Origin of the sequence: Nocardioides sp., from assembly GCF_050246775.1 — a bacterium.
Classification (GTDB): Bacteria; Actinomycetota; Actinomycetes; order Propionibacteriales; family Nocardioidaceae; genus Nocardioides.
Genome location: NZ_JBFWVK010000009.1, coordinates 23982 through 38884, shown reverse-complemented (window position 1 = coordinate 38884; position 14903 = coordinate 23982). Strand labels below are relative to the sequence as shown.

15 protein-coding genes are annotated in these 14903 nt (G+C 66.4%); 10 read left to right on the top strand and 5 right to left on the bottom strand.

From position 1 onward, the window contains the following. Window positions 1-25: 25 nt before the first annotated feature. The 3 genes from AB7I40_RS22895 to AB7I40_RS22885 form a co-directional block, all read right to left on the bottom strand. Complete coding sequence (locus AB7I40_RS22895; RefSeq protein ID WP_428347451.1) at window positions 26-1342, bottom strand: hypothetical protein; 1317 nt, start codon at window positions 1340-1342, stop codon at window positions 26-28. A 2-nt stretch (window positions 1343-1344) separates the two neighbouring features. Further along, the gene (locus AB7I40_RS22890; RefSeq protein WP_428347452.1) at window positions 1345-1788 is read right to left on the bottom strand and encodes a hypothetical protein; all 444 of its coding nucleotides are present in this window, start codon (window positions 1786-1788) and stop codon (window positions 1345-1347) included. A 93-nt stretch (window positions 1789-1881) separates the two neighbouring features. Beyond that, window positions 1882-2616: a hypothetical protein gene (locus tag AB7I40_RS22885; RefSeq protein ID WP_428347453.1), complete on the bottom strand. Its 735-nt coding sequence runs from the start codon at window positions 2614-2616 to the stop codon at window positions 1882-1884. Between the two features lie 907 nt (window positions 2617-3523). Here AB7I40_RS22885 and AB7I40_RS22880 point away from each other — a divergent pair. From AB7I40_RS22880 to AB7I40_RS22835, 10 genes are all read left to right on the top strand, one after another. After that, on the top strand, window positions 3524-3994 hold the full coding sequence (locus tag AB7I40_RS22880) for a DUF3152 domain-containing protein (RefSeq protein ID WP_428347454.1): 471 nt from the start codon (window positions 3524-3526) through the stop codon (window positions 3992-3994). Further along, a complete protein-coding gene (gene lnt, locus AB7I40_RS22875) occupies window positions 3964-5523 on the top strand; it encodes an apolipoprotein N-acyltransferase (RefSeq protein ID WP_428347455.1) in 1560 nt (519 codons plus the stop codon). Before AB7I40_RS22880 ends, lnt begins: the two co-directional genes overlap by 31 nt. A gap of 108 nt (window positions 5524-5631) precedes the next feature. Next, window positions 5632-6261, top strand: a complete 630-nt coding sequence (locus AB7I40_RS22870) for a DUF3105 domain-containing protein (RefSeq protein ID WP_428347456.1) — start codon at window positions 5632-5634, stop codon at window positions 6259-6261. Between the two features lie 38 nt (window positions 6262-6299). Further along, window positions 6300-6944: a DUF305 domain-containing protein gene (locus AB7I40_RS22865; RefSeq protein ID WP_428347457.1), complete on the top strand. Its 645-nt coding sequence runs from the start codon at window positions 6300-6302 to the stop codon at window positions 6942-6944. Window positions 6945-6994: 50 nt separating this feature from the next. Then, entirely contained in the window at window positions 6995-7552 is a 558-nt protein-coding gene (locus tag AB7I40_RS22860) for a TlpA family protein disulfide reductase (RefSeq protein WP_428347458.1), read from the top strand. 110 nt (window positions 7553-7662) lie between these two features. Beyond that, window positions 7663-9162, top strand: coding sequence for a cytochrome c biogenesis protein ResB (gene resB / locus AB7I40_RS22855; protein WP_428347459.1), 1500 nt, complete (start codon window positions 7663-7665; stop codon window positions 9160-9162). Between the two features lie 41 nt (window positions 9163-9203). Continuing rightward, complete coding sequence (gene ccsB / locus AB7I40_RS22850) at window positions 9204-10091, top strand: c-type cytochrome biogenesis protein CcsB (protein WP_428347460.1); 888 nt, start codon at window positions 9204-9206, stop codon at window positions 10089-10091. 37 nt (window positions 10092-10128) lie between these two features. Beyond that, the gene (locus AB7I40_RS22845; RefSeq protein ID WP_428347461.1) at window positions 10129-10668 is read left to right on the top strand and encodes a copper resistance CopC family protein; all 540 of its coding nucleotides are present in this window, start codon (window positions 10129-10131) and stop codon (window positions 10666-10668) included. Continuing rightward, window positions 10665-12677 (top strand): cytochrome c oxidase assembly protein, encoded by a 2013-nt coding sequence (locus AB7I40_RS22840; RefSeq protein WP_428347462.1) that lies wholly within the window; start codon window positions 10665-10667, stop codon window positions 12675-12677. Before AB7I40_RS22845 ends, AB7I40_RS22840 begins: the two co-directional genes overlap by 4 nt. Window positions 12678-12752: 75 nt before the next feature. Beyond that, window positions 12753-13496, top strand: a complete 744-nt coding sequence (locus AB7I40_RS22835; protein ID WP_428348136.1) for a ZIP family metal transporter — start codon at window positions 12753-12755, stop codon at window positions 13494-13496. 5 nt (window positions 13497-13501) lie between these two features. Here AB7I40_RS22835 and AB7I40_RS22830 read toward each other — a convergent pair whose 3' ends face one another. Further along, window positions 13502-14491, bottom strand: coding sequence for a M56 family metallopeptidase (locus AB7I40_RS22830; RefSeq protein WP_428347464.1), 990 nt, complete (start codon window positions 14489-14491; stop codon window positions 13502-13504). Next, window positions 14488-14856 carry a BlaI/MecI/CopY family transcriptional regulator gene (locus AB7I40_RS22825; RefSeq protein ID WP_428347465.1) on the bottom strand — a complete coding sequence of 123 codons (369 nt, stop codon included), beginning with the start codon at window positions 14854-14856 and terminating at the stop codon, window positions 14488-14490. Before AB7I40_RS22825 ends, AB7I40_RS22830 begins: the two co-directional genes overlap by 4 nt. Window positions 14857-14903 lie beyond the last annotated feature (47 nt).

Genomic DNA, 14903 nt, shown 5'->3' with positions numbered 1-14903 from the left:
TACTAAGGCACGGCACGCCAGGCCGCTAAACCCCGAACAGCAAGTAGAGCCCGCTGAAGGTGTAGAGCACCATCACTGCCAGCAGGGGCAGTTGGCCGGTTGCCTGATGGCGTTTCGGCAGCACCTGGAGCGCTCGGTCGTGGGCAGCTACCGCTCCGAGGATGTGGCCGGTCACGATCGCGAGCACCTTGATTGAGGCAAGCAGCGTTGGATGCTCTGATAGCCAGTAGTTGACCTCCCAGTTCGCGGTGCCGAATAGGTTCGATCCGTTGCTCAATGGATCGCTCACGAGGATCAAGGTGGCTTGGCCGGTCTCGACAAAGAACGTCAAATAGTGGGCCACCATGTAGCCCACGATGATCGGCACCAGCGAGTGGGCGAACATCGCAGGCAGCTCCGCCCGCCGGAACTTGCCGTCCACGCCAGTTGCCATGGTGGCCGTAACAAACGCCAGACCCACGAAGAGGCACATTCCGGCCAACAGAACCGTGTCGATGACAGGCACGCTGGCGGTCGTTGTCTGCGTCCATCTCAGCCAGGCGTTCGAGCTGCGGAAGCTGTCGAACGCCGTACTGCCGAGCAGGATCGCCACCACGGCGACCAGTCCAGGTCCGGCCCGGACCCGGTCGAGATTGGCCAGAGGATTCCGGAGGACGAGCACGCCGTCAGACCGTCTCCCCCAGACCGACAGATGTGCCACAAGAGTGGAGTAGACCTCGAACGGATCCGCGCGCGCGAGCCAGCTCGACCCGTAGTAGAGCGCCCCGATCAGCATCGCTGCGACATAGCCAGCGAACCACAGGCGCAGGCTGCTCAGGTACGTCGCGTCGGGGTACACAAGCTCTAGCCAGACGAACGCGAACAGCCCCACCGCGGCCGGCCAGTAACCCAGCCGGGCCGGCATCTTCGCCAGACCGGAGTCCGGGTCCTCACCGGTGGCTCTTGCTAACAGCAAGTGCAGGGTGCGCACCGGGCTCATCGCCTTGAGGACTGGTCCGAACAGCAGGGACACAGGGATCAGGCCAACCCACAGCCACACGTAGACCAGGCCGAAGGCAGGGTTGGTCAGCAGGTCCTTGCCCGCGATGGAGACCCAGACCAGGAACCCGGCGAAGAGCAGGCCCACGGCTCGCAAGGTGACCGCGAGAGCCTGGCTGTCGACGGCTTGGGTGAACCAGCCGGGCATCTCCAGTCCGGCGTCGGACTTGTCGAACCGAGGGGTCCGCCACGCCAGCAGGAGGATCACGAACGACAGGGTGAGAGCCGCGCCGCCACCGGCGATCGCGTAGGCGGCCGGGATCGGTAGGTCGCTGCCGCCTCCCAGCCCGTGTGCCAAGTTCACCGCTACTTCACCTCGAGCTGGGCGATGACGATGCCGGATTCGTGGTCCTCGATGTCCACGATGCCGGGGGTCTTGATGATGAGTTCCTGGGTCGACGTACCCCTACCGAACTCGACGACCTGCTCGGGCTTGGAGTGCACGTGGAGCTCGCCCGAGCGGTCCGAGGTGAAGTTCAGTACGACGGGTGCGTTGAGCTCGGCCTCCACCAGGACCCCTTGGGGTTTGACGCTGTCGCCCTTGATCGTGATGTCCACGGTGGGACGATCATTGTTCGTTTCGCTAGGGGTCTCGCTGGGCGTGGGCGAGGCGGAGGCGTCGGCGTCGGAGGGCGACGGGGAGGCTGACGCCGGGCTGGTGGAGGGCGGGCTGACCGGATCGCTGGAGCCGCAGCCGGCAAGGAGCGAGGCCCCTAGGGTGGCGGAGGCGATGAGAGAAATCGTGCGCATGGAATGTCCTTCGAATGGGTTGACGACGCGCAGGCTGCACAGATCGCCACGAGGCGACCCTGCGCCAGGCGAGAATCGACGAGGGTTGGTGGGTCAGAGAGCTGCCGCGAGTCGCGGTGGCCCGCGACGTGCTGGTCGCCGTTCGATGACCCACCTCGCGGGCGGCCGCTCCACCCGCACTGCGGCGGAGGCAGCGCGGTGGCGCTTCCCAAACGCCAGCGTTCCACCGGCCCCCGCGGTGAGAAGCAGGACGAACTTCCAGGACTGGCGGCCCGTCAGGCAGATCAACGCCCACAAGGCGGCCTCGCCCGAGGCGAGCCACCAGCCGACCGCCGCAGCCGCAGTGAGGTGTGCCAATGCCATGAGCGCGTTCGCTCCCGACAGATCAGCCACCACGTGCTGCGCCCAATGTGGAACGGCCAGTTGCAAGTCGCCACTGGCAGGCATTTCTGGGGCTGCCATCAGGTCACGCAGAGAGCCTGTACGCCGGCCGCCCGCGGTGGCCGAGCGCACGACCTCAGCACGGATGGCGTCGCCGGCTCCAGCGTGTGAGCCTGCCCCGGCGTGACCGGCCAGCGCCGTCATGGCCAGATGGAATCCGGCCTGTCCCAGGGCCAGCAGCGCAACGGTGGCTCTCGTCGTGATCGGTCGGCCGAACAAGGCGGCGCAGCCAAGGAGGGTGGCCGAGCCGAGCAGCACCAAGATCCCGATGTCGGGCAGCAGACCGCCCGCACTCACGTGCGCGACGAGCCCGCCGCCGAGGATCAGCGCGGCCACCAACGCGGCGCGCGACCAGCGCAGCACCCACCCCGCTCGCAACTCCGACACGGCTACATGGTCGCGCATCAAGTCGAATCGCGTGGGACCGGCCTTCATCGTGGAGATTGCTACGGTGGCCCTCGTGTTCGCGAACGTGAGGCTGACGACGCTGGACAGGTGCTCCTACCTGTTGCTGTTCGTGGTGCTCACTGGTGTGTTCGGGATGCACGGTCTCGCGGGCCACGGCGCGACGCCGCTGCAGTTCGGAGCGAGCTCAACCGCCGTCACTGGAGTTCAGAGCGCTGCCGCGGTCGGCGCCGACGAAATGGCGTCACTGCTGCCAGCAGTTACCGCCGCGGGACCCCATTCCGATCCGGATGGGAGCCCGGACCTCGCTTTGGTGGGTGCCTGTCTGGCTCTTCTCATCGGCGGGCTGGCATTCCTAGCGAAGTGGGTGAGTAGGCGAACAAGATCGTGGCGCGCCGTTGACCGCTCAACCCCTGTTCGTGCACGGCCGTCAAGTCACCACGTGAACGCATTCCGTCCGGAGCTGCTGGCCGTTTGTCGCTGCTGAGTTCGAGAACCCAGACGGGTTCCTCCTCATACCCAGCAGGCTCAAACGTCCCCACCACCGCCGCGGAGTCACGCGATGAACCAGCACGAGCAACCTCGGCACCGCCGACAGCGACCTCGAGGGCGCGCACGGACACTCGCCATCGGAACGGGCGCGACTCTCACGCTTGTCTTCGCTGCTTCGATGAATGATCAATCGCCCAGCCCAATCGTTGGTTCAGTCCCAGACGCCGTGTCGTCAACAGGTGTGCCCAATTCCTCCAGTCCGGGGTCGAGGACCATCAACGATCCGAAACCGGATCTGGTGCGACGCAGTGTCAGCAAACCTTCCACCGCACGGCGAGCACAGGTCGTACCGGAGCGCGGGTCGGGTGAGTTCGACGTCGCCTCAGGAGGCTCTCCCGTGGTCGGCTCCGGCACCCGGGTCACCTATCAGGTCGAAGTCGAGAACGGCATTCCACTCAGAGCAGCTCGAGTGGCGAGGCGGGTGGACACCGTTCTAGCCGATCCGCGCGGTTGGACCGCGGCGGGTGAACACGCGCTCAGCCGCGTCGATGCCGATGGGGATCTTCGTATCCTGATCGCTACGCCGACGACTACGGACAGACTCTGCGCGCCACTCTCCACCGGCGGCAGACTCTCGTGCCGCAACGGCAACCTGGTGGTCCTGAACGCGTGGCGCTGGATGAACGGAGCCGCCTCGTATGACCGAGACCTGGCCGGGTACCAGACCTACCTGATCAACCACGAGGTGGGACATGCACTGGGCAATGCCCACGAATCCTGTCCAGGGGCCGGCGAGTCGGCTCCGGTCATGTTGCAGCAGACCAAGGGCCTGGATTCGTGCGTGTCCAACCCGTGGCCGACATCGTGAAGTCGCCGAGGTTGCCCATCCGAGGTCTGCTTGCCACGGCGAGCGGTGTCGCCCTCGCGACCACCAGCGCCCCCTGGAGTCTGGGCTCGTTGCTTCCCGTGGCGGTAGCCGGGTGGATCCTCGCCCTGCACGGCACCCGGGGACGCAGTGGGGCCGTCGTCGGCTATCTGTTCGGGGCTGCCTATTCGCTGACGCTGTTGTTCTGGCTGCGCGCGGTGGGCACCGACTCCTGGCTGCTGGTCTCACTGCTCGTAGCCTCCTACTACGCCCTTCTGGGAATGGGGATCGCCTGGCTCAGCCGACGCCGCGCATGGCCGCTGTGGACCGCAGTGTCGTGGGTGGCCGTCGACATGATCCGGACTTCCTGGCCTTTCGGCGGGTTCCCCTGGGGTCGCTTGGCGTGGTCCGTGCTCGACACTCCCCTGAGCTCGTGGCTGCCCTGGGTCGGCGCCAACGGTGTGAGCTTCCTCGCCGCGTTCAGCGGCAGCACGCTCGCCTGGATCCTCCTTCGGGTTACTCGCGCCCCCATCCGAGTTGGCTGCGTTGCCGCGGGCGTCATCGGTCTTGTCATGATCCCCACATTCGTTCGACCCGCGTCGCTGACGCCCGGCTGGGAGGCCGGACTGCCCAGCGCGACCGTCGCGGCAATCCAAGGTGACGTACCGGGACGGGGCAATGACCTGATCGCCCATCACCAGCAGGTCACTCGCAACCACATCGAGGCGACGATCGCGCTCAGTCGGCGCGTGGACAGCGGCGCAGTTGCCCGCCCAGACCTCGTGATCTGGCCGGAGAACTCAACAGCGGTCGATCCGACCACAGATGCAGTCACCCGGTCTGCCATCAACGAAGCCGTCGAGGCCATTGGGGTGCCCGTTCTCGTCGGAGCCATCACCGACGGAGCGACCACGGCGCAGGCACGCAACCAGGGAATCCTGTGGCGGCCCGTCTCTGGACCGGCCGAGCGGTACACCAAGCGACACCCGGTGCCGTTCGGGGAGTACATCCCGTTCAGGGGTCTCCTGGGTCGATATGACATCAGCCGACTGGGGCAGATACCCCGCGACATGGCTCGTGGTGATCGCTCCACACCCCTGCGCGTGAGTGACCGGATCCAAGTCGCGGACCTCATCTGTTTCGACGTGGCCTTCGATGACTCCCTCGCCGAGCAGGTCCGTTCCGGAGCTCAGTTCATCGCCGTCCAAACCAGCAATGCCACGTTCATCCGCACCAACCAGATCGAGCAGCAGTTCGCGATCAGCCGCGTGCGGGCCGTCGAAACCGGGCGAACGGTGGTGGTGGCCGCCACCAACGGGATCACCGGGATTATCGGACCGGACGGGTCGGTCCGTGAGCTCGCGGAGCCCCAAACACGCGCGGTCCTGGTCAGCCAGGTGCCCCTCCAGGACAAAGACACGCCTGCGTTGTTCCTGAGCCCGTGGATCGGGTGGGCCTGCGTCGTTGTCGCAGCTTTGGCCCTGGTCACCCCGCGCCGGAGGCTCACCGTTCGCTCTCGGGTTGTCTACTAAGTTACATAGTACGTAGAGTGGCAGGGCACAGCCGGCGGCGGCCGGACCGGCACCCTTCCCCGCTTACCCGGCCGCCGTCGAACCACTGCCGCCAATCAAGGAGAACCCGTGGAACAGCCCGACAGCGCCTCGGACCGGCGGCAGACGGCAGCCGACATCCTTCGGGAACAGCGCGATGCCGAGCGGCGGCGCAAGCTCATGATCTTCGGCCCCGTCGCTGTGACAGCAGCACTGATACTCGCGTTCGTCGCGTTCAGCATCTCCACCGATGGCGGCAACGATGCGGACGCGTCGGCGGCCGCGAGTGAGCTTGAGGGCGTGGAGGAGTTTCCTGACCTGCCGCGGAACCACGTCGAGGATGCTGTGGACTACCCACAGAACCCCCCTGTCGGGGGCGACCACAATCCGGCCTGGATGAACTGCGGCGTCTACGACGCGCCAGTGCCGTCCGAGAAGGCTGTCCACTCCCTGGAGCACGGAGCAGTCTGGATCAGCTACGACCCGGCGCTTGACCAAAGCGATGTCGACAAGCTGACTGCGCTCGCGGACGGCAACTCCTACGTGCTGGTCTCCCCAGTCGACGGGATCGGTTCGGAGATCGTGGCGACGGCCTGGGGCAAGCAGATGATGATCGACGGTGCCGCCGACCCCTCGCTGGAAACGTTTGTCACTGCCTTCGCCCAAGGACCCCAGACCCCGGAGCCGGGAGCACCCTGCACCGGCGGCGTCGACTCGTGACCCCAGGGAGTGGCTCTGGCTCGAAATTTGGTCGCGCCGTGTGGTTGCCAGCGGCCGTCCTACTGCTTGCTGTCGCGGTGGCTGCGGGCATGCTGCTCGGTGCCCGTCTCGACAACGAAGCCACCAATCAAGGCCCGACCGAGGGCTCCGTCGACGTCGGGTTCCTCCGGGACATGCAGGAGCACCACGCCCAGGCGGTGGAGATGTCGGTGCTGATCCGCGAGCGCACGAAGGACCCGGAGATCCTCAGACTCGCCCTGGACATCGAACTGAGCCAGCAGCAGCAGATCGGCCAGATGTACGGCTGGCTCGCCGAGCGCGAACTGGCCCAGAGCGCCTCCGGGCCCCCCATGCAGTGGCTGGCTCAGGACCAGATGATGGAAGAGCCCCACGACATGGGCGACTCCTCGTCGATGCCCGCGGACATGACTGTCATGCCCGGCATGGCCTCCGACGCCGACCTCACCAGATTGACGAGCCTCCCGGTGGGCGCAGCCGAACGGCTCTATCTCCAGCTCATGGTCCCCCACCATCAGGGTGGTGTTGAGATGGCGCGCTACGCGGTCAGCCAGGCGAAAGACAGCCACGTTCGGCGCCTCGCCCAGCGCATTCTCGAAGCGCAGGACTCCGAGATCGAAGCGCTCAAGAGCATGCTGTCGGCGCGTGGCGGACCAGTCACGTGATCCAGGCACCAGGCGCCCGATCTGGGGCCCGACCGACTCGCGGGCGACGAGTGACCGTCGCCCTCACACTGCTACTGGCCTTGCCTCTGACAGCCTGCGCCTCGGGGGCGCAATCCACTTCCACTGCTCTTGGAGTTGGCGCAATCGAGCAGATCGCGCCGAAAGACCGGAAGTCGGTTGCGCGGATCACGGGCCGCCTCCTGGACGGCGGCACCTACGACAGCGCCCAGAACAACGGTGAGGTCGTGGTCTACAACCTCTGGGGCTCCTGGTGCGCGCCGTGCCGCAAGGAAGCACCGATCCTGGCGAAGGTGGCAGCTGAATACCTGAACGACGGGGTCCGCTTCGTCGGCGTCAACGTGCGAGACAATGACGACGCGGCCAAGGCCTTCGAACGGAAGTTCGGAATCGACTATCCCAGCCTCACCACTGGATCCTCTTCCCAGGCATTGCTCGCCTTCGGCAACGCGCTGCCGCCGAATGCCGTTCCCATCACTCTGATCGTGGATCGTTCCGGCAAGTTGGCCGCCCGCATCATCGGGGTGACCACCTACGTCACCCTGTCAGCGCTGGTGACGGACGCAGCTGGCGAGGTGGCGATCCCGTGACCCAACTGCATCCCAGCGCCCCAGTCAGCTCGGGGGCGCCGGACGCTCCCGAGCCTGAGCATCCTCTGTCGTGGGGATGGGGGCGCTGGCTGTGGCGCACTCTCACTTCGATGCGAATTGCCATCGTGCTGCTCACCCTCCTGGCAATTGCTGCCATACCCGGATCACTGCTGCCGCAGCGCAACGTGGCCAGCGATCCGGTTGCGGTACTTCAGTTCACACTCAAGCACCCGACGATCTCGCCGTGGCTGGACCGCTTCGGGTTCTTCGAGGTCTACGCCTCACCGTGGTTTGCCGCGATCTACCTCCTTCTGCTGGTCTCCATGACGGGGTGCGTGCTGCCGCGATCCCGACAGCTCTGGAAAGCCTCCAGATCGGCGCCGCCCCGCGCCCCGCGCAACCTGGCGAGACTCGAGAACCACCACAGCTGGCAGACGTCCACTTCTCCGGGCGAGCTTCTCGAGCAAGCGGCGTCTGCGCTGCGGCGCGCCGGCTTTCGGGTCGTCGCCGACGCCGACCAGGTGCGTGCCGAGCGCGGATTCCTGCGCGAGGTGGGCAATCTGGTGTTCCACCTGTCGCTGCTGGTTCTCTTGGTGGGAATCGGGGCTGGACGTCTCTACGGCTTCGAGGGCCGCGTCGCCGTCATCGAGGGGTCCTCGTTCACCAACGTACGTTCGGAGTACGACGCCTTCACGCCCTCGGTCTGGACCGACGTCGACAGCCTCGAACCGTTCTCCTTCACCCTCGACCAGTTCACCGCCTCGTTCGAGACGAGCGGACAGAAGATGGGTGAGCCTCGCGGCTTCAGTGCCGACCTCACTTCTCGCACGTCCGCGGGGGATGAGGCACTTTCGGTCCGACCCAACCGGCCCCTCGACGTGAACGGGACAAAGGTGTTCCTCACCGGTCACGGCTACGCGCCGCGCGTCACGGTCAGAGACGGTGAGGGCGAGATCGCTTTTGCCGGCCCAGTGATCTTCCTCCCGTTGGACGGCAGCTTCGCCTCCGACGGGGTCATCAAGGTCCCTGACGCCCAACCCACTCAACTCGGGTTCGAAGGGCTTTTCCTGCCGACCGCCGCTGATGGCACCAACGGTGCTTTCTCCGCGTTTCCCGACGCCCTCAATCCGCAACTGCTCATGACCGCCTACACCGGTGATCTCGGACTGGAAACCGACGGCGTCGCGCAGTCGGTGTTCACCCTCGACAAGGCCCAACTCCAGCAGGTCACCGAGGCTGGCAAACCCTTTCGCCAGGCCTTGGCGGTGGGCGACACCATGACCTTGCCGGACGGTCAGGGAAGTCTCACCTTCGATGGCGTGTCGCGGTTCGCGAATTTCCAGATCGCCTACGACCCAGGCAAGGAGATTTCGCTGTTGGCAGCCGTCATGCTGCTCCTCGGCCTCACCGCGTCGCTCTGCATTCGAAGAAGACGGATCTGGGTAAGGGTCAGCAGTACCCCCGACGCGTCGGTCACCGTCGTGTCGCTCGCCGGACTCTCCTTGACCCGTCGCCCTCCCCCGGAGCACGAGTTCCACGACCTCTGCAAGGCGCTCGGCAAGCCCGCGCCGTCGCCAACAACGACCAACCCGCCCGGAGATCATCGATGATGCTGTCACCCGAAACGCTTGCCGAACTGTCGCTTCGCCTCGTGTATTCAGCGATAGCGGTCTACGCCCTGGCGATGCTCGCCTACGCAGCTGAAACAGCAGGGAGGGTGACCTCCAAAGCGCTGGTGACGGCGGGACCGCCGGTAGACGCGGATCCCAGCGGTCGGTGGTACCGCATCGGCGCGATCGGTACGTCCCTCACCGTGACCGGATTCGCACTGAGCGTGGGTGCGGTGCTGACCCGTGGGCTGGCCGCGCAGCGGGTCCCGTGGGGAAACATGTACGAGTTCGCCATGGTCGGAGCCGTCGCGGCCGGTGCCGCTTACCTCACTCTCCTGTATCGCCGCCCCGTACGCGCCCTGGGGGTGTGGATCGTCGGCATTGTGCTGCTGGTCCTGGGACTGGCGGTCACAGTGCTCTACACCCCCGTCGACGCACTCGTGCCTGTGCTGAACTCCTACTGGCTCGTGATTCACGTCGCCGCCGCCATCACGGGTGGAGGTGTGTTCACCGTCGGGGCCGTCGCCACCGTCCTGTTCCTGATCAAGTCCCGCAGCGAGGTGGCTGCGGAAGGTTTCGACAACCCCAGAGCCCGTCGCTACGCCACCACGCTGCCGAGCAGCAAATCCCTGGATCAGGTGGCCCACGCTGCGCACATGTTCGCCTTTCCCATATGGACCTTCGCGGTCATCGCCGGGGCGATCTGGGCAGAGAACGCCTGGGGCCGCTACTGGGGCTGGGACCCAAAGGAGACCTGGGCCTTCATCACCTGGGTCTTCTACGCCGCCTACCTGCACGCCCAGGCGACCGCGGGATGGCGTGGTCGCAAGGCCTCCTGGTTCGCCCTCGCCGGCTACGCGGCGTTCCTCTTCAACTTCTTCGGCGTCAACCTCTGGATCAGCGGACTGCACTCGTACGCCGGTGTCTGATCTCACCGTCCATGACCCACACACCCGAAGGAGTCTCATGATCCGCGGATGGCTGATCGTCGCCTTGGCGAGCCTCACCTGGTGGTCCACCCCGGCACCCGCGAACGCGCACACTGACCTCATCAGTTCCTCGCCCACCACCGATGAGGTCCTGACCGGATTCCCGGAGACTGTCCAGCTCGTGTTCAGCGAGCCCGTAGCCCCCGAGTTCGTGACCGTCACCCTCACCCAGGACGCCGGGCCTAGCCTGGAACTCGCGCCCCGCGCTGAGGGCGCGACCGTCACAGCACCGGTGCCAGCGCTCAAGGCGGCCGGGGACACTCCAGCTGATGGGTGGACGCTCTCCTACCGAGTTGTCTCCACGGACGGGCACCCCATCACGGGCCACATTGCGTTTCGGGTGACCGGGTCGGGCTCTACGAGTGACAAGCCGACTCAGGCTGTCGCGACACCGGCGACCGAGGGTTCACGTGGTCAGGGACGCAGTGTCATCATCATTGGGGTGTTCTCTGCGGTGACCACGATCGCGGCCATGTACCTACTCGCACGTGGACGCGCCCGGGATCGCCACGAATGAGCACCCCCACGCGCAGGTCCACCGCCTGGGTGGCGGGCGCCCTCCTCATCACGCTTCCAGCCGTCGTCGCGGTGGCTCTCCTCGCCGCGAACGGAAACCTCGAACCCGTGGTTGGGTTCGGACTTCCCGATCCCGGCGCAACCACACGCTGGGCACTCCCGGTGGCGAGAGCGCTGCGCGATGTGGGAGCCACCCTCACCATCGGCTCGCTCGTCCTGGCCGCCGTTGTGGTCCCGGGTCGTCCCGATGCCAAGGCCATGCTGAGCCCGCCTCAGCTCCACCTGCTGTCCGCCGCGGTGATGGCCGGGTCTCTGTGGATCTGGTCCGGGGTCGCCGAGATCGTCCTCGTCTACTCCGATGTCGTGGCGCAGCCGGTCAGCGCAACCCCCCTGGACCAGGTGAGCTTCTTCGTCACCGATATCCCACTTGGCCGCTCGCTCGCCCTGAGCCTGGCGTTCGCGGGGGTGGCGACAATGGGCAGCATGGTCGCCCGCACCGTCACTGGCGTCGGCTTGTTGGCAGTGGTCTCCCTCGCGGCACTGTGGCCGCTGTCCCTGACAGGTCATGCCTCAGGCGAGACCAACCACGACCTGGGAGTCAACGCCCAGTTCCTGCATCTGGCTTCAGCGTCACTCTGGCTAGGTGGACTGCTCGCGTTGATCCTCCTGCGCAACCTGCCGAGGACCTCCTTCGCGACGGTGGCTGCCCGATACTCGCGGATCGCCGGATGGTGCTTCATCGCCACCGCAACCTCCGGCATCCTGTCTGCCTCCCTCCGCCTGCCGTCATGGCAGTCGCTCCAGAGCAGCTACGGCCTACTCGTTCTGCTCAAGATCGGAGCGCTGGTGTTGCTCGGTATCGCCGGCTGGCTACACCGGCGTCGGCTGCTCCCCCAGCTCGCCGACACTCCACCAGCCGGGCACGCCTTCGTTCGCCTTGCCATCGGCGAGCTCGTCATCATGGGCGCAGCCGTGGGCACGGGTGTCGCACTGGGACGCACTCCCCCTCCGGTTTCCGGACCCGAACGCCCTCTCAGCACCGCCGAAGGCCTGCTCGGGAATCCCCTACCCGCACCGCTGGGTGGCTCGGAATGGTTCACCGAGTGGCGACTGGACAGCTTCTGGGCGCCGTTCGCCATCGGCGCCCTCGCGCTCTACCTCGTGGCGGTGGCCCGTTTGCGGTCCAGGGGAGATCGCTGGTCACCCGGTCGGACCACCGCGTGGGTGCTCGGCTGCCTGGGCCTGCTCTGGGCCACCAGCGGCGCCCCGGGCGTGTACGGCGACGTGCTCTTCAGCATGCACATGGTGGAACACATGACTATCGCGACCGCGGTCCCGGTCATGCTCGTGCTTGGTGCGCCGGTCACCCTTGCCCTCCGCACGCTGACGCGCCGTCAGGACGACTCACGCGGTGCCCGCGAATGGCTCCTGGTCGCCGTGCACGGATGGCCTCTGCGGCTTCTGGGGCAGCCACTTGTCGCCAGCGGCCTCTTCGTCACCGGACTGGTCGCCTTCTACTACTCTCCCTTGTTCGAGCTCTCCATGCGCACCCACACCGCCCACCTGCTGATGACCGCGCACTTCCTGTTCACGGGCTACCTCTTCGCCAGCGTGATCTGCGGCATCGACCCCGGCGTACGCCGTCCGGCGTACCCCCTGCGGGTTCTGCTCCTGATGGGCACCTTCGCGTTCCATGCGTTCTTCACCGTTTCCCTCATGGGGAGCAGCACGATCCTGGCCGAGGACTGGTTCTCGGCCCTCGGGCGCGACTGGGGCAACCCCCTCGAACGCGACCAGTACATCGGCGCCTCCCTGGGATGGGCACTGGGTGACTACCCATTGGCGATTCTGGGCGGAGCCTTGATCTGGAGCTGGGTCAAGGACGACCACCGCGAGGCTCGACGTCTGGACCGCCAGGCAGATCGTGACGAGGACCTCGCCCTCACCACCTACAACGACCAACTGCGCCGGCTCTCCAACTCCCGGGATTTCCGATCCCCGCGGCCATGACCTTCCATCCTCTACAGTCATCGGAGCCCGGAATGTCACCCAAGGGGCACGTTGGCCCTGGTCAGGAATGAAGCGATGACCCCCGTAGCCCAAGCCGCGGTGCTCGTCTCCTTTCCAGTGGCTGCGGCGGCCATCGGATCCGGTGTCGCTCTGGTCCGTCCGCCGGGTCCACGGCTGGTCTCCGGTATCCAGCACTTTGCCGCCGGTGTGGTGCTCGCGGCTCTGGCCGGCGAGGTATTGCCTCGACTACGCGAGGAGGGAAACCTCCCTTGGGCGGTCATTGGGTTCACAGTCGGTGTGCTGACGATGCTGGCGCTGGCTGCCTACGGTCGCAGTCGGGATGAGGCACGCACGAACGTGTCCACCAGGACACTCGTCATGGCCTTGCCGCTGGGCATGTTGGTGGCCGTTGGCATCGACCTGTTGATCGACGGTCTGCTCGTGGGACTCGGTGTCACGTTGGGAGCAACGGCCGGCCTCATCCTGACCGTGGCCCTGACTATCGAGATCCTCTTCCTTTCGCTGTCGCTAGCCGCTGAGCTGACGGAGACAGGACTGGGACGACTCCAGGCGGGGTTGATCTGCGCCGGCTTGGGACTTATCACGGCCGTGGGTGCCATCGGAGGGGTGCTGGTGCTGGGCGGCGCGTCTGACGCCGTGCTGGCTGCTGTGCTGGCGTTCGGTTCTGCCGCGCTCATGTACCTGGCCGTCGAGGAACTCCTCGTGGAGGCTCACGAGCAGGACGAATCGAGCCTGCTGACGGCCATGTTCTTCGCCGGGTTCCTGGTGATCTATGTGCTCGGTGAACTCGCGGCCTGAGCCGCTCAGGACTGGGATGCGCTTGAGGGTCCGGGGCCGTGCATCCAGACGGGGCAGTAGTCGAGCAGCACGGCCTCCGCGGCTGGCGCGGCCGCGATCAGCAATGGAGTCGCCAGTACGGCGCTGATGGCCGCCACGATGAGACCCCGCCGCACCCGGGTGACCTGAGCCGGTGGGGTGACCAGGCGGCGTACCCGCACGAGTGCCGTCTCACCGCCGGCCCCCAGCGCGCCCATGGGCGTAGTGCCCTGGGCAAGCCGGACCAGCGCTGTCGCCAGAGTCATCCGGTCTCCCGCTTGGAGAGCCCGGTCGTCCGCGCGCATCTCCAGCAGCGCGGCCACGTGCTTGTCTGCATGGCCGAACAAGGGCACGAACGGAAAGGCGCGTTGGAGTGCACCCGACCCCACCAGTGCCATGTCATGGCGCCCCTCGAGGTGCGCGCGCTCATGGGCAAGTACGGTCGCCAACTGGGAGCCGGTCAGGCTCTGTGCGGCTCCCGATGTCATCACAACTACCGGCACCCGACCCGGCATGCAGTAGACCGCGGGGCGGGGATCGTCGATCAGCATGACGCCGGTCGCGGCATCGACTCGCGCGATCAGACTGATGGCAGTTCGTTGCCGGGCTCGGATCCTGCCCACGTTCCACAGCGAGGAAACCAGGCACGAGAGGGCTCGGGCGGTGACGGCGAGCGCAATGCCAGCGCCGAAGACCGCGACCAGGAACCCGCCCGGGGAGTCGTAGTGCTCGCGCACCAGGAACGCGCAGACACCCAGGAAGGCGGCCCCGTTGTCGGTCGTTCCGAAAGGCAGTGTCGGAAGTGCGAGGGCGATCCCAGCCAAGACGACCGAGAAGAGCGCCGACCAGCTCACTGCCTGCCAGGCGATCACCCCCAGTCGAGGCAGCCGTACGGTCCAGTCCGCGTTGGCCAAGACCAAGTGGCCACGCCAGGCCAGGGCGAGCGCGACCGATACCAGGGCGAAGGCAGCGATCATGTGCCGTTGTCCTCACTGTGTTGGCGCAGGGCCTCCTGGAGCTTTGACGCCTCGTCGGCCGACATCTGCTCAACGAAGTGCAACAACGTCGCACCTCGATCGCCGCCCGCGGACAGCAGCTCTTCCATCACCGAAGCCGTGTGTTGCTCACGGGAGTGGACTGGTCGGTAGCGGTAGGCACGACCGCTCAACTCGCGAGTGACGAAACTCTTGCGGAACAGGTTGTCGAGAACGGTCATCACGGTGGTGTAGGCACGACTCTGGTCATCCGACAGCGTGTCTGCGACGTCGCGGACCGACAGTGGTTCGGTCGCTGACCACAGCCGGTCCATGATCACGGCCTCGAGCTGTCCCAGGTTTCGCAACGACGTCGTCCTTTCGTGGGCCTCGATCCTCCCATGAAGGGTTCGGA